We start from the raw sequence: 19317 nt of genomic DNA, 5'->3' as shown, positions 1-19317 counted from the left end.
CATGTCCGTTTGTTTCCAAGGGAGGATTAAATGAGAAAGTCACTATTGTTAGTCGCCGCGGCCGCTCTTGCACTTGGTGCGGGACCTGCCCTGGCAAAAAAACAGCTCGTCATCGTCGTGAAAGGTCTCGACAATCCATTTTTCGAGGCAATCCATCAAGGTTGCGAGAAGTGGAACAGCGAGAACGCCAGCTCGGAGTATGAATGCTTCTACACCGGCCCCGCATCGACGTCGGATGAAGCGGGCGAAGCACAGATCGTCCAGGACGTACTCGGCAAGGCCGATACGGCTGCGATCGCCATCTCGCCATCGAACGCCAAGCTGATTGCTCAGACGATCAAGACGGCCAATCCATCGGTTCCGGTGATGACGCTCGACGCTGATCTCGCCGCCGAAGACGCTGCCCTGCGCAAGACCTATCTCGGCACCGACAACTATCTGATGGGTTTCAAAATCGGCGAATACATCAAGAAGGGCAAGCCGAAGGGCGGTACGATCTGCACGATCGAAGGCAATACGGGCGCAGATAATATCCTTCGCCGGGCGCAAGGCATGCGCGATGCGCTGACTGGTCAAAAGGGCCTTGCCGCACTCAAGGGCGAAGGTGGCTGGACGGAAGTTGCGGGCTGCCCCGTGTTCACCAATGACGATGGCGCCAAGGGCGTTCAGGCAATGACCGACATCCTCGCCGCGAATCCGAAGCTCGACGCCTTCGGCATCATGGGCGGCTGGCCGTTGTTCGGCGCCCCGCAGCCTTACCGCGACCTGTTTGGTCCCTACAAGGAAAAGATCGCCAGCAATGAGTTCGTCATCGGCGCCGCCGATACGATCGGCGATGAAGTAGCGATTGCCGGCGAAGGCCTGGTTACCGCACTCGTTGGTCAGCGGCCTTTCGAGATGGGCTACAAGGCGCCCTCCGTCATGATCAATCTGATCGAAGGCAAGCCCGTTGAAGATCCGGTCTTCACTGGTCTCGACGAATGCACCAAGGATACGGTTGCGACCTGCATTCAGAAGTAAGCTTAAAAATTGGGAGCGCCCGACATAGGGCGCTTCCAAACACTGAACTATCGCAAATTGCCCTGGCTCAAGGTCTCATTGAAGAAGGTTTCCAGCCGCTTCCAGTGCCTCTCACCCCCGACAGCGTTGTAAACGCCGTGATCCGGCACCGCCCAGCCGTGGGCCATACCTGCATAATTCTCGATGATGTGGTCGACTTCGGCGGTCCTTAACGCTTCGGCGAGGCGCGCCGATTGCTCTGGTGGAAAGCTGCCATCAACCCCTGCAACGCCCACGTAGACGCGGCCTTTGATACCGCCTGCCAACCGATGCGGGCTGTCTTCAGCGTCACTGGCAAGATTGCCGCCGTGAAAGCTCGCCGCTGCCCCGACCCTGTCCGGAAAGGCGCCTGCAGCGGTAATGGCTCGTCCGCCGCCCATGCAATAACCGACTGCCCCGACGGGACCGGTTGCGCCAGCTGCCGCCAGCGTATCGAGAAACGACGCCGTATCGCGTTTGGTCATTTCCTGGCTCGTGCCGCGCACCATAGCCATGATCTGCGCCTTGGCTGTTTCGTCGGAAAAAGCCGTTCCGGTAAAGGGGCCGTAGGCTCCGAACCGATAGAACAGATCCGGCAAAAGAACCACATAGCCGACATCTGCCAGGCGTTGCGCCATGCCATCCAGAGCAGGCCTCGGACCCATCGCATCCATGTAGAACACCACACCGCGCTCGGCGCCACCGCCGTTTGATGGCGCCGAATCGGCGCGAAAGATGGCGGCTTTGGCCGTGCCGTCGGCGGTCTTGATATCAATGTTCTGTTTCATGGATCTTTCCTGTCGTTTCGGTTCAGACGCCTCCAACCGTGCAAAGCGCCGGCTCCTCAATATCGGTCAGCGACAGCCACGCACAAACACAATCGCTTGAAGGGTTCGCATTCAGGAACTGTTTTCAGAAAAATGAATCAATGTTTGGAAAATGCATCGATCAAGGCGTCGCACGTCTGCTTCAGCCGCTGTTGCGGGCCTTCCGTACCGATGCTCTGGCCACAGACACGCGCGCCTTCGACGAGGAGTACGAGCGCCTGAGCGAGCTGTTCGTACTGCTGAACGCCCGCCTGGCGGCATAGCTCGATCAAATGCTGCATATGCGCTTTTTTAGCGTCCATGATGACTTTTTGGGCCGGATGGCCGGCTTCTTTTATTTCAACCGCCGCATTGACGAGATCGCAGCCGCGCAAATCATTGAAGATGCGTTGGGCAGCTTCATCGACCCAACCCCGCAACTGCCGGGCCGGATCGCCGGGATAGGCGTTCTCCAGATCGACCCAGATACGTTCTTTTTCGCTCGAGACCTGCTTCAGGCACTCGCAAACCAGGTCGTCCTTGCAGCCAAAGTGGCGATAGAGCGTCATCTTGTTGGAGCCGGCAGCCTCGGCAATGGCATCGACACCGATACCCTTGATTCCATGTTGGCGGAAAAGCTCTATGGCGCTCTTCACGATCCGCTCACGAGGACGTTCCAGTGTGGTCACGAGCTTGTCAGAATTATCTGCTAATGTTTTGGAAGGGGTACTTGACATTGATGTTACCGCTTAGTAACTATTGGGACGTTACTGACCGGTAACACACATTGAATGCCGAAGTCAATTCACTCATTCGCCACCCTGCCCGTAACCTCCAACGCCGTAATTTTGATCCAATACAGTTTTACTGGTCATCGAAAAGGAGACCAATATGTCCCAGTTTTATTCCGACCTCACACAGTCACAAGTCCTTTCGGACCCGCTGATCAACGCTGTCATGCGTGCTGATCGCGTCAGCCGAAAAGAGCTCGAGCTCCTTATGACGACCGTGGCGACCAAAAATTTCAGTGATGAAAAAGTCAGCGAATGGCGCCGTCCGTTACCGGTTTTCGTCTCGGTGCAGCCGCCGAAGGGCAGCACGGACCTTTTGAGCAAGGTATGCCAAGGGGCGGCTTGCTAACGACTGATTGAGACTCGATCAAAAACTGCGGCTCTTCTACGGAAGGGCCGCAGTTTTCGTTTAAACTCCAGAGCAAATTTGTCCATTCAGAACGATTTGCTCTAGGGTTCACGATCCACTAATCTGGTCCGCGACTGCTGCCCGACACTCTCTTCTCCAGGACCGCTTCGGTTATCGAGTTCGGCAACCGTCGCGGTGTCTCGATCAGGCCAAGCATTGGCATGACGATGATAAAGAACGCAAAATAATAAAGCGTCGCGAGCTGGGACAAGATGACGTAAGCGCCCTCCGCCGGCCGCGATCCCAGCCAGCCGAGGAAAAGCGCATTGGCGACGAAGAGCCAGAAGAACAGTCGGTACCAAGGTCGGTAAACCGCCGAACGCACCTTTGCGGTGTCGAGCCACGGGACCAGGTATAACACGGCGATGGAGCCGAACATGGCCAGCACCCCGCCTAGCTTGGAATTGATCGGGCCGATGTTGAACGTAACCGCGCGCAAGATCGCGTAGAACGGCAGGAAGTACCATTCGGGCACGATATGGGCTGGCGTCTTCAGCGAATCAGCGTTCGTGTAGTTGTCCGGATGACCGAGATAGTTGGGTATGTAGAAGACGAAATAGGCCAGAACGAGCAGGAAGATCACAATGCCAAAAGCGTCTTTGACGGTCGCGTGAGGCGTAAAGTCCACAACATCCGTTGGCGATTTGACCGCGACACCGGTCGGATTGTTCTGGCCGACAACGTGAAGAGCCCAGATGTGCAAGGTCACCACGCCGGCAAGCATGAATGGCAATAGGTAGTGCAACGCAAAGAAACGGTTGAGGGTCGGATTGTCAACTGCGAAGCCGCCCAGCAGCAATTGTTGTATCCAATCGCCGACCAGTGGGATGGCGGTGAAAAAGTTGGTGATGACGGTTGCACCCCAGAAGGACATCTGTCCCCAAGGGAGCACGTAGCCCATAAAGGCCGTCGCCATCATCAACAACAAGTTGGTACAACCAAGCACCCAAAGAAGCTCGCGGGGTGCCTTGTACGAGCCGTAATAGAGGCCACGGGAAATGTGGACGTAGACCGCAATGAAAAAGAATGAGGCACCGTTCGAATGCAGATAACGCAACAGCCAGCCAGAGTTCACGTCGCGCACGATCTTCTCGACTGAATTGAAGGCCAGCGTCGTATCGGGAGCATAATGCATCGCCAGCACCACCCCAGTGAGTATCTGCGAGACCAGCATGACGGTGAGAATGCCGCCAAACGTATAGGCGTAGTTCAGGTTGCGCGGGACGGGGTAGACGATAAAGGAATCGTACACGAGCCGCGGCAGCGGCAAACGGGCGTCGAGCCAGCGTTCGAACCCGGTCCTGGGCGTATAGGTTGAACGTCCGCCGATCATCGAATTTCTCCTTGCCGCCCGATCGGCAGCAGCTTTGAAAGTGCGATAGGCAGCGTCATTTCCGATTGTCCTCGTACCAGGTTACGCAAAACCAATTTGCCAAACTTCAGAGGTGCGGGCCATCGTGCTGAGGACGGGTGTATTTAATACCATAGTATGTGGTTTCCCGGATAAGGCACTGTGGCGGACCGTCATTGCCCGCCGAAAAAAACCATCGATCGGTCCCGCTGGATCACTCCGGGAATTATCAAAGCACCCTTGAAGGTCGCCAGTTCCTCTCGGATCCATTTCAATTGCGTGTTGTGACATTCGGTATGTGGTCCCCCAACCAATGGATGGGATGTCCGAGTTCGACATCGGCGTTAATTCTAATGTGCGAGCCGTGTTAACCGGACGCGACAGAGATGGTGAATGCAGGCGTTTTTCCGGTTTCTTCCTGCAGCCAACGAATTGGCAGACGAGCATCCTACCTGTCCGGCTCCAACTCAAGGAGATATCTGCATGAACGGACATACACCGTTTGAAACGATCAACGCGTCTCGCCGCGATCTTCTTCTGCTTGGCGCCAGCGCGACGGTTTTCGCCGCAATGCCTTCACTGGCATTCAGCGCCCCACCTCTTTCACCAACCAATTCCAACAATCGAAGCGAAAGGCCTGATGACATGGGCATACTTAAAACCAAGGACGGTACGGAGATCTTTTACAAGGATTGGGGAACGGGGCAGCCGATCGTCTTCCATCACGGCTGGCCCCTCTCCAGCGATGATTGGGATACGCAAATGCTCTTCTTCCTGGATAAGGGCTACCGCGTCATCGCTCACGACCGTCGTGGCCACGGGCGCTCGACCCAAACCGCGACTGGCAACGACATGGACACCTATGCGGCCGACTTTGCCGAACTGGCGGCGGCGCTCGACCTGCGGGACGCCATACATGTGGGACATTCGACCGGCGGCGGCGAAGCTGCCCACTATGTCGCCCGTCATGGCAAGGACCGCGTCGCCAAACTGGTCCTGATAAGCGCCGTTCCACCGATCATGGTGAAAACCGCCGCAAACCCCGGTGGCTTGCCGATCGAAGTCTTGGACGGCTTGCGTGCTCAGCTCGCTGCAAACCGGTCGGCATTCTATTGGGATTTCCCCATCCCGTTCTACGGTTTCAACCGCGAGGGCGCGACCATATCCGATCCAATCCGCACCAACTGGTGGCGGCAGGGCATGATGGGCGGCGCGAAGGCCCATTACGACTGTATCAAAGCCTTCTCGGAAACGGATTTTACGGAAGACCTGAAAATCATCGACGTTCCAACGCTTGTGATGCACGGCGACGACGATCAAATCGTTCCCATTGCGGACTCCGCGCTTCTGTCGGTGAAACTCCTGAAGCATGGAACGTTGAAGGTCTATGAGACATATCCGCATGGCATGTGCACGACCCATGCCGACGTCATCAACGCCGATCTTCTTGCGTTCATAAGAAGTTGAGAGATGTCTGCGGCTGGTGACCATCAAGGCATCGGCAAGACCGAATTCTATCGAACCGGAGCGGCGACTACCGGCACTCTTCCTTGTCGTTAACTCCGGGACGGCTCTGACGAGCACGACAATGCGGCGTCAAGAAAGTAAGATGAGGCGAACTGCTATGCAGAACTTCCAGGAAAAAGTTGTCATCGTTACAGGTGGCAGCAGCGGTATAGGATTGGCTGCAGCCCAGCAATTTGCATCACGGGGTGCGAAGGTGCTTGTCACAGCCTAGCCGCGAGGATGGTCTCTCACAGCTACAGCCAAGCGACAGATGCCGAATCTGTCGACTGCTGCTCCCTCCCGACTTTAAGGGCCCATCGTTCGTGGCCGCTCCTTATCGCTAATCGTCGGGAAGCACTGTCCAGAGTTTCTTGGCGAAGCCGCGCTCGTCGAGTTTCCACGCACTGCTGACGATCTCCGCCCGCCCGTTACGGCATCTGTACGAAAAGACGGCGTCATGGCCGATCGCAAAAGCCGGAACATTGTCCTCGTTGCGATGCTGCCGGCAGAACTCGACTGATCCCGGGTTATTGCGGGCATTGTTCATTTTCACGCAGGGCAAGTTTGCACCGACGAAGCAGACCATGATCTTGCCGTTCATACAGCGATAGTGTGCCTGCGTTTTCAACTCTGCCTCGTCCGGGGTGGCCGTGGCCGCTGGGAACAGTTTCTTGAAGGCTTCCACCGTCCCACCATAGAGAGCATGCGAATATGCGCGTATCGTGTCGTCGTTGCGCTCCTCGCTGCACAATTGGTGAAGATCAGGGCCAGGCGCCGCAGCAACAGCAACGCCGGTCATATGGAAGATCGCTATAATTCCGAGAAGCGTTGCCGACAAGGCGAACCGGATGTTCGAATAGCGGAATACAGTCATTGCACCCTCCTTGGAACATGCGCAAGGATCCTTGCGGCAGGCATCTGAGCATACTATTCGGGCCACTCCATTGACTAGGGGCCGGGTTTCGGTGCGTTGGCCGATATCCTGCCATTTGGCTACGTTCCTGCGGATAGTGGCGTGAAGTGCGCAGTCCACGTCCGCCAGTCTCCGCTACATAGTATGATTGTCTTGACGGACCCAATCCGCTAACGCAATTTGCGATTTGCCAATCTAACAGATTGCAAACAAACGATGTTTGTGCTTATATTGAATGAACATTCAATAAGTAAGAGCGAATTTATGCAGGTTGATCAGCGCGATTTGACGATTCCGAACAATTGGGACCGCCGGGGATTGCCGGCCTGGAGCTACAGCAGTCCGGCCTTGCTCGAGCTCGAGAAGGAATACGTCTTTCGAAGCCATTGGCAGATAGCCGGGCATATCTGCGATGTGGCCAATGCGGGTGATTATATCGCGCTTGATATTGTGGGCGAGCGGGCGCTGATCGTGCGTGGCAAGGACGGCGAAATCCGCGCCTTTCACAATATCTGCCGTCACCGTGGATCTCGCGTCGTCACCGATAATAAGGGCACATGCAACAATGCGCTGGTCTGTCCCTTCCACGGCTGGGTTTATAACCTCGACGGCACCCTGCGAGGTGCGGCGCGTCCGCGCTCTTTCCCGGCAATGGACAAAAACGAATTCGGTCTGTTGCCACTCGAACTCGAAATCTGGATGGGTTTTATCTTCATCCGTTTCCTCAAGAGCGCGCAGCCATCGGTCGCGACGTTGATGAAGCCGTTCGAAGCGGAAATTGCAAACTACAAGATCGCGGATATGGTGCCTGCCGGGTTCTGGACGCAGAAATCGCCCGTCAACTGGAAGTCGGTGCGCGATGTCGACAACGAGGGATATCACGTGGCCATGGCACATCCGGCGCTCCAGGACCTCTATGGCTCTACCTATTACGACGAGCCATTCGTCAATGGCGTATCGCGATCTTTCGCGAGCTATAATCCCCATGCGGGACGGCGCTGGAGTGTGCGCAATTATATCAATCTGGCACCGGAAGCGACGCACCTGCCGGCAAACCTTCGTAACGCCTGGATCTATTACGGGATTTTCCCGAATTCCGTAATCTCGGTTACGCCTGAGGGAGCGCAGTATTATCAGGAGTTTCCGTTGTCGACGGGCGAGACCCTGTTGCGAGGCGCTGTATTCCGCCGCAAGGATGAGACGCGGCAACAGCGGGCTGCCCGTTATCTCGCCTCGCGCATCGATCGCGAGACGAGTTCGGAAGATGTGCAGCTGACGAAATGGTCAAATGAATCGATGCTGTCGAAATCGTTCTCGGGGTTCTATCTCTCGGACCTCGAATACGGTGTTCGTTCGCACCACGACCACCTGCGCAACGTGTTGCCTGTCCTGAACGTCGAAAAGGCACCGGCAGAAGCCGATGTGCCGTTGCTCAACACACAACTGTCTGCGCAAATCTGATCGTATCGACATGGAATAACCCGGCGGGATCGCCGGGTTATGTGTCGTAAAAACTATCCTTGCCAGACACCCTCATGCCGCAGATCGTCCATCGTGCGTGAGATCCCTTCCCGTAAGATACCCACCATATCGTCGATCTGGTCGCGGGTAATGACCAGCGGCGGAGACATGACGCACATATTGATCAGCGGCCGCACCAGAAGGCCGAGCTCATGACAATGTCTATCGATGCGCATTCCTACATTTGTATCGAGCTGCAGCGGATTCTTACTCTCGCGGTCGGCAACACACTCGACGCAGGCCATTAGACCGATCCCCCGCACTTCTCCAACCAGAGGCAGATCCTCCAGGGTTTTCAGTTGCTGCTGGAAATACGGTGCAACATTCTGCGCATGGGTGAGAATGCCGTTCTCGAGCAGGTCGAGATTGGTGAGAGCCACGGCACAGCCCACAGGATGGCTGGTGTAGGTCAGCCCATGGGCGTACATCGCCGTCGGGTGGTTCGAACGGCGCAATTCTTCAAGAAGGCGCTCTGAAATGACCATGCCGCCGAGCGGAAAATAGCCGGAGGTGACACCCTTTGCAAAGGTGATGATATCCGGATCGATATCGAATACATCCTGCGAAGCGAAGACGTGCCCAAGTCTGCCAAAAGCCGTGACCACTTCGTCGGCGATGAACAATATTTCATTGTCCCGGCAAATCTTGCGGATACGGCGTAGATAGTTTTCGGGCGGTAGAATGACGCCACCTGAGGCCTGGACCGGCTCGCCAATGAAAGCGCCGATCTTGTCGGCACCGACGCGCAGGACCGTCGCCTCGAACTCGGCGACCAGCATGTCCGCGAATGCAGCTACGCTCATGCCTTTGGGACGGCGGAATGCATCTGGAGATGATAACTTGACCACGAGTTCGTCTGCCCCATCCATCCAGTCGCGATCGCGCGGACGCCCGTTCAACGACGCGGAAAGATAGGTGGAACCATGATAAGCGCCGCCGCGTGACAGGATCAGTTTTTTCTCGGACCGACCGCGGGCATTGTTGAAAAACTGCATGAAACGCAATGCGCTCTCGACCGCGGTTGAGCCGCCGGTGGTGAAGAAGACGTGATTGAGGTCGCCGGGCGCATAAGCGGCGATGCGTTCTGCAAGCACTGCGGATGGCTCGTTCATCGTATACCAGGGCGTGTTGTACGATAGCTGCATGGCCTGGTCGTACATGACGCGGGCAAGCTCCTCGCGGCGGTGCCCCACATTGACACACCACATGCCCGCAGGCCCGTCGATAAGCCGCTTGCCCTCGCCGTCGGTGATGTAAATTCCCTCGCCGCCGCTAATCAGCGATCTGGCCTCGGCGCCGATTTCTCCCGCATAGGGCCATGGCTGAACAAGATGCCGCTTGGCCAAATCGATTGTCTCGTGATTTGCAAGCGCCGCTGCCGTCCCGGCTTCCCGTATCTGCTTTACTGCCGCCATTGTTCCCTCGCCAATTGCCGGAAATTCCGGCGTAAATTATATTCAATTATCGGAAATCAATGAGATTTCTCTCATTATATTGAATGTTCGTTCAATCAATATGTCAGAAATAACACTTGATTTCAATCCGGAGATAGGCGCATGATGCAAGAAAGATGGCACCAAAGGGAACGTGCTGCGTGAATCGAATGAATGGGAACAATATGCTCCGGTACCTGATAGCATATCACGCGCGTGGTCCGTTCGAATGACGGCACCGGCGGAAGGGATCGCCGCACTGCCTGTTGTGCGAAAACCAAGAAATCCTGTTCTGCAATCAGAAGCTGCGCGTGGTCTCGGGCTGATAAGCCCGACGTTTATTTATGCGGTGATCTTCCTGGTCATTCCGATTGTTCTGGTCATTGCGAACAGTTTCTGGACGCAAAACTACCTGACGATCGACCGGACCTTCACCCTCGAAAATTACCGTGTCGCGCTGACTGATCCCATCTACCGCGATCTTCTGATGCGATCACTGTGGATTTCCCTCCTGGTCAGCTTCTTTACAGTTGTTCTTGCGTACCCGATTGCTTTCTTCATCTCGTTCCATGGCGGCAAGCACAAGGGCCTCTGGCTGTTCCTGATCACTATTCCGTTCTGGACAAGCTATCTGCTGCGGGTGATGTCGTGGAAGGTCATCCTTGGTTATAACGGCGTTCTCAATGCAACGTTGATGGGCCTGGGAATCACCAACGGTCCGTCGGACGCCTTCCTCTACAACACCAGTGCGGTCGTGATCACGTTGACGCATGCATGGGCAACATTTGCTGTGCTGCCGATCTTCGTCTCGCTGGAAAAAATCGACCGCTCGCTTGTCGAGGCGGCGACCGATCTCGGCGATGGCCCATTGCGCAGGTTCCTGCGAATTACCCTACCCCTGTCGGCGCCCGGAATCATTTCTGCAACGCTTATCGTGATGATCCCGACTGTCGGCGATTTCGTCACGCCGCGTCTGGTCGGCGGCAAAGACGGTGTGATGATTGCCAATGCGATCCAGGCCCAGTTCGGCAAAGGTGCAAACTGGCCACTTGGCGCAGCCCTCTCCGTGACGACCATGGCTGTGGTGACGGCGATGGCGGCCTCCGTCGTTTTGGTCATCCGCATGGCAGCGAGGCGAATCCGATGAAGACCTTGCGAAGCCTTACGCCAGGTTGGCTGAAAACCTACGCCTTCCTTTACGTCATCTTCCTCTATCTACCGGTGATTTTCCTGCCGATCTTTTCGGTCAACACATCGGCGACACCCAAATTTCCCCTAAGCGGTCTCACCTTCAAATGGTACGGTGACCTGACCCGCACCCCGGCCCTGACAGATGCGGCGTGGAACAGCTTGCTCGTCGGCGTTTCTGCGTCCCTGTTGAGCACCATATTCGGCATATGCGCCGCGCGTGCCATCACACGCTACCGCTTTCCCGGCAGGCGCACCATCAATGGTCTGCTCATGGCGCCTCTGGTTCTGCCGGAAATCATCGTCGCGGTCTCGATGCTGCTGGTCATGCTGCAGCTCGGCCTTAGCCTGTCATTGATCACAGTCGTATTCGGTCATGTTCTCATTTGCATTCCATATTCGCTAAGCGTGCTGACTTCCGGTTTCGAAGGGTTCGACAGGAGCCTTGAGGAAGCCTCCTCGGACCTTGGTGAGAGCGCCTTCGGAACGTTCCGGCGTGTGACACTGCCCATGGTTTCGCCTGCAATCATTTCGAGCCTGCTTGTCTCCTTCACCATCTCGCTCGATGAATTCATCATGGCATTCTTCCTGACCGGTACCGAAGCAACTCTGCCTGTCTACATCTGGGGTCAGTTGCGGTTTGCAGCCAAACTGCCGGGTGTGCTCGCGCTCGGTACGTTGCTCCTCGCTGGTTCGATTATCCTTTTGACCATCGCAGAAATCGTGCGACGCCGCGCAAGCAATCGCACCCAGAATATGGGAGGCGTGATTGCCTGAACGCTCTATGATCGAGATTTCGCGCGTAACGCGCACCTACGGAGCCTTCAAAGCGCTCGATGAAACGTCGCTCACGATCCGCGAGGGCGAGTTTTTTTCGCTTCTCGGCCCTTCCGGATGCGGCAAGACAACACTGCTCCGTATGATTGCCGGTTTCGACACGCCGACAAGTGGATCCATCTCGGTCGATGGCCAGCCCATGGATGGTATTCCCGCCAACCGGCGGCCGACCAATATGGTGTTTCAAAGCTACGCCATCTTTCCGCACCTCAATGTCGAACAGAACGTCTGCTACGGGCTGAAACGGTTGCGCCTCGGACCAAACGAAGAAAAGCGCCGTGTCGAGGAAGCCCTGTCGCAGGTATCGCTGACCGGACTTGGGAAGCGCGGCGCGACCGAACTGTCCGGCGGACAGCGTCAGCGTGTCGCTCTCGCCCGCGCCCTCGTCATGCGCCCCAAAGTGCTTCTCCTCGACGAACCGCTTTCAGCGCTCGACAAAAAGCTGCGGGAGCAGATGCAGGTTGAACTGCGGCGGCTGCAACAGGCTGTCGGCATCACGTTCATTCTCGTCACGCACGATCAATATGAGGCGCTGGCGATGTCTGATCGCATCGCGGTCATGTTCGGCGGGAAGATCGCGCAGGTCGCATCGCCGAAAGAAATCTATCAGCGGCCGGTGAACTGTCAGGTGGCCGACTTTCTCGGCGGCATGAACTTCGTAAAGGCCGAGATTGTCGAGGAAAACGGTGCTTCGATGATATTGGACACCCCAGGCTTCGGGCGGGTGAAAACCGAAAAGCCAACAGCATTTGTCAGGAATGGTAAGGGTGCGACGCTGGGGATAAGACCAGAGCGCCTGCGCGTCTTATGGGATGATGCGACCGATAAATACGAGGTGGCCGGCAAGGTTGTCGACCGGCATTACTTCGGCGAGATAACCCATCTGATGATCGAGATACCTGGCTTCGACAAGCCGCTATCTGTGACGGAAACCAATAATTTCGGCGCCGACGACATTCCAGTCGGTGCTCCGATCCGTCTTGCCTATGACCCCGACGCGTTGGTCGCACTCGCCGACTGAAGGCGCTCGATGACAGGCTGGGCCGCCAGGCGGCCGGCAATGATGGCTCCTTCAATATAGCCGGGAAACGATGGCGAGAGTTCCGACGAGGCAAAAGTGATGCCGGCGAAGCCGCGGCGAAGGGTATTTTCGGCTTCGGTCGCGTTCATGACCTCGACAATGTCCGAATAGCCACCACCACTCCACGGATCGTCGATCCAGTTGCGGATGAGGATGTCCAGCGGCGCGCCAGCGTCCGGCCCAAGAGCCACCACCAATCTCGACACCACCTCCTGCTTGAGCGCCTCCTCACCGTGGCTCGACCATTCGACAGCAACCGGTCCGCCGACGAACACGACGAGCGCAGGGTGCTGGTCATCTTTGCTCGCATCGCACGCATAGAGCCCGCGGGGATCGACCCAGCTGACGCTGCCGCTGAGGCCCGTCCTCCGCCAGAACGGTTGGGAATATCGTATGAGCAACTTGACCACTGTGCCGCTCTTCCAGGAGGCGAGCGCGTTATTTGTCGCGTCTGGCAAGGCGGGATGGAAGATGATCTTGCGCGCCATGACAGGCGGTACGGCGATGATGACCTCGCTGGCCGAATAAGCCCCGGAGACGGTGCGGACCGTGAAGCCGGATGCAGTCGTCGCGACACTGTCGACGGGCTCGCTCAATAGCAGCGATTTCCCCAGCGACCGCGCCATATCCCCTGCCAGCGAATGCATCGTTTCCTTGAGGAAATACTGAAGTTCGGAGACTTTGTTGGTGATGCGCCGGTCGTTATCGACAATATACCATAGTGGAACCAGCTCTGCCGGGACGCACCATAAACCTTCGATCAACGACAGGAACCGCATTTTTGCGGCGGGGTCGGCCTGTTGGCGGTCGACCCATGCGCGCACGGTCAAACCGGACAGCGCTGGGTCGGTCGGATCCAGCTTCCGCAGGCGGCGACGCAGAGCCATCGATCCTGCGGAAACTTTTTCCGCATCATGCCTGCCGTGCGGCGGCGGCTGTGCAACGCTGTCACCCCGAACCGGCGTTTCGACGAATGTCTTGGCGTGTGCCCGTGCCAAGGCCATGATCTCGGGCATGTCATCGCAGATGAACTGACCTCCGGTATCGTAGAGATCATCGCAGCTATTCATTTCTGCCTCGACGCGGCCGCCCACCCTGTCCCGCGCTTCAAGCAGGACAAAGTCGATTCCTGCCCGTTGCAGTTCGCTCGCCGCCGACAGGCCCGTAAAGCCTGCGCCGACGACGACAACGCGCGGGGGAATGTCGGCGCTCAATACCCAGCCTTGATCTTCTCGAATTCAGCGATCATCTTCGCTTTCAAGGCATTGGGCAGCGGCGACTGGAACAAGGTGTTCTCGGCGGATTTGTCGTTGTTGCCATAGCCCTTGTCGGCCAGGAGTTTTGGATCGACCGAGGCCATGCCCTTGGCGTTCGCCATGCCATATCCCCAATCGTTCACCATGTAGGTCGCGATTGCTGGATCGTTGACCGCATTGAGAAAATCATAGGCCTTCGCTTCGGACCCGGGCGCATCCTTGAAGCGGACATAACCGCAGACCCAGGTTGAATTCCCCTCGTCCGTGTCGGGCTTTCGGGCCGCCGGAGTGCCCGCGAGCGTGAGTTGCGTCGCTGCATCGTTCCAGGCCCAAGCCAGATCCACTTCCCCGCCGCCCATCGCCTGCACGATCTCGGTGGTATCTGTCCAATAGAGCCGGACGTTTTTATGGACTTCACGAAGAAAATCCGACGCCTGCTTGAATTGTTCGTCAGTCATCTGGGTCCAGTCTTTCAACCCGATCGCGAGACTGGCCAGGGCATAAGCATCATCGACATTGTCGCCGATAGACACACGGTCCTTGAACTTCGGATCAGCAAAGGCTTTCAGCGATTGTACGTCCTTCGCATCGACCTTGTCAGTATTATAGGTCAGCGACGTATTCCCCCAATCCCAGGGCATGAACCACGCCTTGCCGTCCGCTGTGGTTGCGAGATCCTTCATCGCCATGATGTTCGGCGCAAGATCATTCCAACCGGCGATTTTCGTCGTATCCAATGGTTGTAGCAGGCCCGCTTCGCGCCACTTCTTCACACTCTGCGAGCATGGATGTCCTAGGTCCGACTTGAAGCCGGAACGCACCTTCTCGAAAGCTTCATCCTCGTCGCCAAAAAAAGCAAATGTCGGAGACTCACCATTCTTGGCGACATAGCCGGGGTGGAACGAGGGTTCCTCATAACCTGCCCAGTCAAAGACGATGAGATCCTTGTCTGCGGCGATTGCGATCGTCGCGACCGCGGCCGAAAGCCCGGCGGCTACTCCGAGTATGATGCCAAGATGGCGGCCCGATTTCTTCATGCTCATTCCCCTTGTTGTTATCCGTTTATGCGGTTTTCTTTGTCCGTAAGGCCTCTCTTGAGAAGTGTTTTGGAAATACGGAGGCCAGATAGTCACAGGCGGCAAAATGGGCCGATTCGCGCGTCACATCTTCGGTGCCCATCATGAGACGCAGCCACAGACCTTCAAGCATCGCGCTTAGTCCAAGCGCTGTTGCCGTGGCATCGAACGAATAATCGCCGTCGACCTTGAGTTTTCTGCAAATGTCGATGATCACGTTCTGATAGTCTTGGTCCCGCGCCCCGCACAGTGCCTGATAGGTCGGCCGGGATTTCGCCTCCCCCCAGAAGGCACACCAGGCGGCAAGCTTTCTCTTGTTGCAGATGGCACGATCGAAATCGGAAGCCACAACGCCGGCAAGTTGCCCGGCAGGATCATCGCCGCCCTTTGCCAGCGCGTTGCGCCAGTGAACGGAATATTCCTCCGACATATACTGCAACGTGGCGATGAGCAGCTTTTCCTTGCTCTCGAAATGGAAATTGACGATGCCGCGCGAAAGACCGGCACCATCGGCCACATCCGCCATGGTGGTCTCGGAATAGCCGCGCTTGGCGAGCGAATCGATCGTCGCCTCGATCAGCTGCAGCTGCCTCGTCTCTTTCGAAGCCTTTCTACCCCGCTTCTCCCCGTCCTTTTCCTTAATCGGTGTGACCTTCATGCTGACCTCTTCTACAACTGGCCGGTCTGCAACTCATGCCCGGCATCTTCACGCCGATGAGTGAAGTGAAAGTCGTCATTGTCAAGCTTGCCCTGCATCATTTCCAAGCCCGGATCATCTCTGCCTCCGTCATGGGCGCACCGTCCGCAATCCGGCTCAACAATAACCCAAGTCGTCCGAAATGCAATCATATTTGTTGAACATTCATTCAATATGTGCTGGACAAGCCGTTATTTCTCGTGTGAATTATGGGGCAAGAACAGTGGGAACGGATATCGAATGAAAAGTTGGGACGCCATCGTCATAGGCGCGGGACATAATGGATTGGTCAACGCGTGCTACTTGCAGCGGGCCGGGCTTGATGTGCTCGTGCTGGAGAAGAACGACTGGATCGGCGGCGCCGCCACCAGTCGGTCTCTCACCCCCGGGTTTCTCTATTCGAACTGCTCCTATGTCTGTTCGCTGTTCCGACCAGAAATCATGCGCGACCTCGAACTGCCGCGCTTCGGTTTGCAGGTCATCTCGTATGAGGGCGGCGCGGTGTTCACCCGGGACGGCGACTACCTGGCCAACTATCGCGACCACCACGCGCACCGCCGAGAGTTCGCGCGTTTCTCGCCGCGCGATGCCGAAGCCTATGATCGATATGCGCGCGACGTGACGAGACAGTGCCGGTTCATACAGCCGCTGCTCATGCGAACAGCCGCTGATCCGACGAGCTTTCGCCCGCGCGATATCTCCGAACTCATGTATCTCGGCAAGAAATTCGCCGGTCTCGGCGCTACCGAGATGGCCGATACATTGCGCTTCTGGACGATGTCGATTTCGGATTTCCTCGATGAATATTTTGAGACAGACGTGATCAAGGCGAATTTCGCGCTGTCCGGAATCATCGGCACGGCACTGGGGCCAATGTCACCCGGTACGGCCTATGTACTGCTTCATCACTACATGGGCGAAGTTGACGGATCTGTCGGTGCTTGGGGTTATGCCCGTGGCGGCATGGGCGCGGTCACCAAGGCGCTCGCCGCCTCTTTCGAGGCGTCCGGCGGTACGATACGCACCGGGGTCGAAGTTGATCATGTTCTCGTCAGGAACGGATCCGCCAAGGGTGTTGTACTCGTCGACGGTAAAGAAATACACGGCAAGATGGTCGTTTCGAACGCCGATGTGAAAAGAACATTCCTCAAACTCGTCGAGGAGAAGGAACTTCCCGGTATTTTCCTGCGGCGCGTCAGGAACTTCAAAATGCGCGGATCATCTGGAAAGGTGAATATCGCGCTCGATTCAATGCCGGAGTTTCCGGCACTTCCGAAGGATTCGCCGGTTTATCGCGGTGACATGCACTTCACCGATAGCGTGGAACGCATGGAGCGCGGATACGATGACTGGAAAGCCGGGCGGTGGTCGGCCGATCCTTTCCTTGACATGGTCATCCCGACGACGCTCGATCCGACAATGGCACCGCCAGGCAAGCACTTCATGAGCTGCTTCGTCCAATATTGCCCACCCAAGGTAGAAGGCAAGGAGTGGACAGACGCTGACCGCGATGCATTCGGCGAGACGGTGATTTCGCAGATCGCCGATTATTCTCCGGGTTTTCGTGATCGCATCCTACATATGGAAGTGCGTACCCCGCGCGAACTCGAAGCGGAAGTCGGCCTGACGGAGGGCAATATCTTCCAGGGCGAATTGACCTTCGATCAGTTGCTGTTCAACCGCCCTGTACCCGGTTACGCGCAATACCGCTCGCCGGTTGGCGGCCTTTACATGTGTGGTTCCTCCACCCATCCCGGCGGCGGCGTTATGGGAGCGCCCGGACGCAACGCTGCAGCTGAAATCCTGCGTGATCTGTCACGTGGCACGAAACATATGAGTCCCGCCCATGACGTCATTTGATGCGATAGTCATTGGGGGCGGCCACAATGGATTGGTGGCCGCCGCTACCCTCGGGAAAACCGGCAGAAAAGTCCTCGTGCTGGAAGCAGAGCGTGAAACCGGCGGTGCTGCGCGCACCGAAGAATTCGCACCCGGTTTTCGGACGTCTTCGGTAGCCCACTTGATCAACCGGTTGCATCCCGAAGTGATCAAGTCTCTGGAGTTGCACAAGCACGGCCTTAAACTGGACTCCTCTCGTTTCATGCCGACCACGGTGCTTTCAGCCAAAGGGGCGCCGCTGACCCTTGCCGGCGCGTATGGCGAAAGTCTCGCGGGCGCGTCTAAGCCGGAACAGGAGGCGTGGAACGGACTGCGCAGTCAACTCTTCCGCTACGCCGGCATCCTCAAACCCCTGCTCGCGCGCAGGCCCCCCGATCTGCGGGGCATGTCCTTTGCGGAAACGTCGGCCATGGCCATGAGCGGCATCTCTCTGCGCCGGCTCGGCAAGGAGGACATGCGCGATTTCCTGCGCATGCTGCTCATGAATGTTGCGGACGTGCTGGATGAGCATCTCGAGGATGACCGGCTGAAAGGTCTTCTCGCTTTTGATGCCACGCTGGGCAGCCATCTAGGGCCGCGCTCCCCGACCTCCCTCCTTGGACTTTACTATCGGCTTGCGGGCGAAATTGGTGGCAAGCCCGGCGCGCAGATGCACCCCGTCGGGGGCACGGGCGCCGTGATCAAGGCCATCGAACTGGCCGCGGAGCAGGCCGGCGTGGCCATCCGCTCGAATGTTCCCGTCGCCAGGATCATCATCGAGAACGGCCGGGCAGTCGGTGCCCTGCTGGAGAGTGGAGAGGAAATCCGGGCAAAAACGGTTGTATCCGCCATTAGTCCTCGCACGACGTTTCTCAATCTTGTTGGGACCCGCGAGATCGATACAGGATTTGTCCGAAGGATCAATAATATCCGTGTCGATGGCGATGCCGCCAAACTGCATCTGGCCTTGGACCGAATTCCGCAATTTTCAGACTTGGGCGCACCCGAGCTGAATGGACGGCTGGTCATCGCGCCTTCTGTCAATCACGTGGAGCGCGCATTCAATCCCTCCAAATATGGAGAATTCTCGCCCGAGCCCGTCATGGAGATAACCTTGCCAAGCTTGCTCGACCCGTCGCTGGCGCCTGACCGAAAGTGCACTCTCTCCGCCATCGTTCAGTATGCTCCCTATGCATTGAGGGAGGGTTGGACCGCGGGTAAACCGAAGTTCCTGAAGGCAATTCTTGCACAGCTGGAGGCAAATGCCCCAGGAATCGGCAAGTCGATCCTCCACGCCGAACTCCTCACGCCGCTGGATATTGAACAGCGTTATCGCATGCCAGGTGGACATTGGCACCACGGAGAATTGCAGGCTGATCAGATGTTGATGTCCCGTCCCGTTTTCGGTGCCGAAGGCTATGACACGCCTGTCGACGGACTTTATCTTGCAAGTTCCGGCTCACATCCGGGCGGCGGTGTATCAGGGGTCCCGGGATTGAACGCGGCGCGGCGCATCATAGCGAGGAAAGGATAACG

17 protein-coding genes and 1 pseudogene are annotated in these 19317 nt (G+C 57.0%); 10 read left to right on the top strand and 8 right to left on the bottom strand.

Going from position 1 to position 19317, the window contains the following annotated elements:
* Positions 1 to 30 precede the first annotated feature (30 nt).
* The gene (locus J2X72_RS17385) at positions 31 to 1020 is read left to right on the top strand and encodes a substrate-binding domain-containing protein (protein WP_210002830.1); all 990 of its coding nucleotides are present in this window, start codon (positions 31 to 33) and stop codon (positions 1018 to 1020) included.
* Positions 1021 to 1067: 47 nt separating this feature from the next.
* On the opposite strand, the gene J2X72_RS17380 is transcribed toward J2X72_RS17385, so the two are convergent.
* Positions 1068 to 1826: a dienelactone hydrolase family protein gene (locus tag J2X72_RS17380; protein ID WP_310073890.1), complete on the bottom strand. Its 759-nt coding sequence runs from the start codon at positions 1824 to 1826 to the stop codon at positions 1068 to 1070.
* Positions 1827 to 1963: 137 nt separating this feature from the next.
* Entirely contained in the window at positions 1964 to 2581 is a 618-nt protein-coding gene (locus J2X72_RS17375) for a TetR/AcrR family transcriptional regulator (protein ID WP_310073889.1), read from the bottom strand.
* Between the two features lie 154 nt (positions 2582 to 2735).
* Here J2X72_RS17375 and J2X72_RS17370 point away from each other — a divergent pair, with 154 nt between their 5' ends.
* Positions 2736 to 2984, top strand: a complete 249-nt coding sequence (locus tag J2X72_RS17370; RefSeq protein WP_310073888.1) for a hypothetical protein — start codon at positions 2736 to 2738, stop codon at positions 2982 to 2984.
* Positions 2985 to 3102: 118 nt separating this feature from the next.
* Here J2X72_RS17370 and J2X72_RS17365 read toward each other — a convergent pair whose 3' ends face one another.
* On the bottom strand, positions 3103 to 4377 hold the full coding sequence (locus J2X72_RS17365) for a cytochrome b N-terminal domain-containing protein (RefSeq protein ID WP_310073885.1): 1275 nt from the start codon (positions 4375 to 4377) through the stop codon (positions 3103 to 3105).
* Positions 4378 to 5040: 663 nt separating this feature from the next.
* Here J2X72_RS17365 and J2X72_RS17360 point away from each other — a divergent pair.
* Both J2X72_RS17360 and J2X72_RS17355 read left to right on the top strand, forming a co-directional pair.
* Complete coding sequence (locus J2X72_RS17360; protein ID WP_310074225.1) at positions 5041 to 5862, top strand: alpha/beta hydrolase; 822 nt, start codon at positions 5041 to 5043, stop codon at positions 5860 to 5862.
* Positions 5863 to 6019: 157 nt separating this feature from the next.
* Positions 6020 to 6127: pseudogene (locus J2X72_RS17355) on the top strand (SDR family NAD(P)-dependent oxidoreductase); the annotation flags it as partial.
* Between the two features lie 114 nt (positions 6128 to 6241).
* Here the strand turns inward: J2X72_RS17355 and J2X72_RS17350 are convergent.
* A complete protein-coding gene (locus J2X72_RS17350; RefSeq protein ID WP_310073882.1) occupies positions 6242 to 6775 on the bottom strand; it encodes a hypothetical protein in 534 nt (177 codons plus the stop codon).
* A 303-nt stretch (positions 6776 to 7078) separates the two neighbouring features.
* On the opposite strand from J2X72_RS17350, the gene J2X72_RS17345 reads away from it, so the two are divergent.
* Complete coding sequence (locus J2X72_RS17345; RefSeq protein ID WP_310073880.1) at positions 7079 to 8275, top strand: aromatic ring-hydroxylating dioxygenase subunit alpha; 1197 nt, start codon at positions 7079 to 7081, stop codon at positions 8273 to 8275.
* Between the two features lie 53 nt (positions 8276 to 8328).
* Here the strand turns inward: J2X72_RS17345 and J2X72_RS17340 are convergent, their stop codons facing one another.
* Positions 8329 to 9750, bottom strand: coding sequence for an aminotransferase (locus tag J2X72_RS17340; protein ID WP_310073877.1), 1422 nt, complete (start codon positions 9748 to 9750; stop codon positions 8329 to 8331).
* A 247-nt stretch (positions 9751 to 9997) separates the two neighbouring features.
* On the opposite strand from J2X72_RS17340, the gene J2X72_RS17335 reads away from it, so the two are divergent.
* From J2X72_RS17335 to J2X72_RS17325, 3 genes are read left to right on the top strand one after another with little or no spacing between them, the layout of a single operon-like run.
* Positions 9998 to 10915, top strand: coding sequence for an ABC transporter permease (locus J2X72_RS17335; RefSeq protein WP_210002813.1), 918 nt, complete (start codon positions 9998 to 10000; stop codon positions 10913 to 10915).
* On the top strand, positions 10912 to 11733 hold the full coding sequence (locus tag J2X72_RS17330) for an ABC transporter permease (protein WP_310073873.1): 822 nt from the start codon (positions 10912 to 10914) through the stop codon (positions 11731 to 11733). Before J2X72_RS17335 ends, J2X72_RS17330 begins: the two co-directional genes overlap by 4 nt.
* 7 nt (positions 11734 to 11740) lie before the next feature.
* Positions 11741 to 12814: an ABC transporter ATP-binding protein gene (locus tag J2X72_RS17325; protein WP_310074223.1), complete on the top strand. Its 1074-nt coding sequence runs from the start codon at positions 11741 to 11743 to the stop codon at positions 12812 to 12814.
* Here the strand turns inward: J2X72_RS17325 and J2X72_RS17320 are convergent.
* From J2X72_RS17320 to J2X72_RS17310, 3 genes are read right to left on the bottom strand one after another with little or no spacing between them, the layout of a single operon-like run.
* The gene (locus J2X72_RS17320) at positions 12778 to 14088 is read right to left on the bottom strand and encodes a flavin monoamine oxidase family protein (RefSeq protein ID WP_310073871.1); all 1311 of its coding nucleotides are present in this window, start codon (positions 14086 to 14088) and stop codon (positions 12778 to 12780) included. The genes J2X72_RS17325 and J2X72_RS17320 overlap by 37 nt on opposite strands.
* Positions 14085 to 15167: an extracellular solute-binding protein gene (locus J2X72_RS17315; RefSeq protein WP_210002808.1), complete on the bottom strand. Its 1083-nt coding sequence runs from the start codon at positions 15165 to 15167 to the stop codon at positions 14085 to 14087. The genes J2X72_RS17320 and J2X72_RS17315 overlap by 4 nt, the downstream gene beginning before the upstream one ends.
* Positions 15168 to 15192: 25 nt before the next feature.
* Positions 15193 to 15864 (bottom strand): TetR family transcriptional regulator C-terminal domain-containing protein, encoded by a 672-nt coding sequence (locus J2X72_RS17310; protein ID WP_210002806.1) that lies wholly within the window; start codon positions 15862 to 15864, stop codon positions 15193 to 15195.
* A 279-nt stretch (positions 15865 to 16143) separates the two neighbouring features.
* Between J2X72_RS17310 and J2X72_RS17305 the strand changes: the two genes are divergently transcribed.
* Both J2X72_RS17305 and J2X72_RS17300 read left to right on the top strand, forming a co-directional pair.
* Positions 16144 to 17763 (top strand): NAD(P)/FAD-dependent oxidoreductase, encoded by a 1620-nt coding sequence (locus J2X72_RS17305; RefSeq protein ID WP_310073869.1) that lies wholly within the window; start codon positions 16144 to 16146, stop codon positions 17761 to 17763.
* Complete coding sequence (locus tag J2X72_RS17300; protein WP_310073867.1) at positions 17750 to 19315, top strand: NAD(P)/FAD-dependent oxidoreductase; 1566 nt, start codon at positions 17750 to 17752, stop codon at positions 19313 to 19315. Before J2X72_RS17305 ends, J2X72_RS17300 begins: the two co-directional genes overlap by 14 nt.
* Positions 19316 to 19317: the final 2 nt, after the last annotated feature.

The sequence above is a fragment of the Phyllobacterium sp. 1468 genome (assembly GCF_031455525.1).
Lineage (GTDB): Bacteria > Pseudomonadota > Alphaproteobacteria > Rhizobiales > Rhizobiaceae > Phyllobacterium.
This window is presented reverse-complemented; position numbering and strand designations above follow the sequence as displayed.

Bases quoted from the DNA above. Each gene is read 5' to 3' on its own strand.
- J2X72_RS17385 (WP_210002830.1), top strand. From the start codon at position 31: ATGAGAAAGTCACTATTGTTAGTCGCCGCGGCCGCTCTTGCACTTGGT.
- J2X72_RS17380 (WP_310073890.1), bottom strand. From the start codon at position 1,826: ATGAAACAGAACATTGATATCAAGACCGCCGACGGCACGGCCAAAGCC.
- J2X72_RS17375 (WP_310073889.1), bottom strand. From the start codon at position 2,581: ATGTCAAGTACCCCTTCCAAAACATTAGCAGATAATTCTGACAAGCTC.
- J2X72_RS17370 (WP_310073888.1), top strand. From the start codon at position 2,736: ATGTCCCAGTTTTATTCCGACCTCACACAGTCACAAGTCCTTTCGGAC.
- J2X72_RS17365 (WP_310073885.1), bottom strand. From the start codon at position 4,377: ATGATCGGCGGACGTTCAACCTATACGCCCAGGACCGGGTTCGAACGC.
- J2X72_RS17360 (WP_310074225.1), top strand. From the start codon at position 5,041: ATGGGCATACTTAAAACCAAGGACGGTACGGAGATCTTTTACAAGGAT.
- J2X72_RS17350 (WP_310073882.1), bottom strand. From the start codon at position 6,775: ATGACTGTATTCCGCTATTCGAACATCCGGTTCGCCTTGTCGGCAACG.
- J2X72_RS17345 (WP_310073880.1), top strand. From the start codon at position 7,079: ATGCAGGTTGATCAGCGCGATTTGACGATTCCGAACAATTGGGACCGC.
- J2X72_RS17340 (WP_310073877.1), bottom strand. From the start codon at position 9,750: ATGGCGGCAGTAAAGCAGATACGGGAAGCCGGGACGGCAGCGGCGCTT.
- J2X72_RS17335 (WP_210002813.1), top strand. From the start codon at position 9,998: ATGACGGCACCGGCGGAAGGGATCGCCGCACTGCCTGTTGTGCGAAAA.
- J2X72_RS17330 (WP_310073873.1), top strand. From the start codon at position 10,912: ATGAAGACCTTGCGAAGCCTTACGCCAGGTTGGCTGAAAACCTACGCC.
- J2X72_RS17325 (WP_310074223.1), top strand. From the start codon at position 11,741: ATGATCGAGATTTCGCGCGTAACGCGCACCTACGGAGCCTTCAAAGCG.
- J2X72_RS17315 (WP_210002808.1), bottom strand. From the start codon at position 15,167: ATGAAGAAATCGGGCCGCCATCTTGGCATCATACTCGGAGTAGCCGCC.
- J2X72_RS17310 (WP_210002806.1), bottom strand. From the start codon at position 15,864: ATGAAGGTCACACCGATTAAGGAAAAGGACGGGGAGAAGCGGGGTAGA.
- J2X72_RS17305 (WP_310073869.1), top strand. From the start codon at position 16,144: ATGAAAAGTTGGGACGCCATCGTCATAGGCGCGGGACATAATGGATTG.
- J2X72_RS17300 (WP_310073867.1), top strand. From the start codon at position 17,750: ATGACGTCATTTGATGCGATAGTCATTGGGGGCGGCCACAATGGATTG.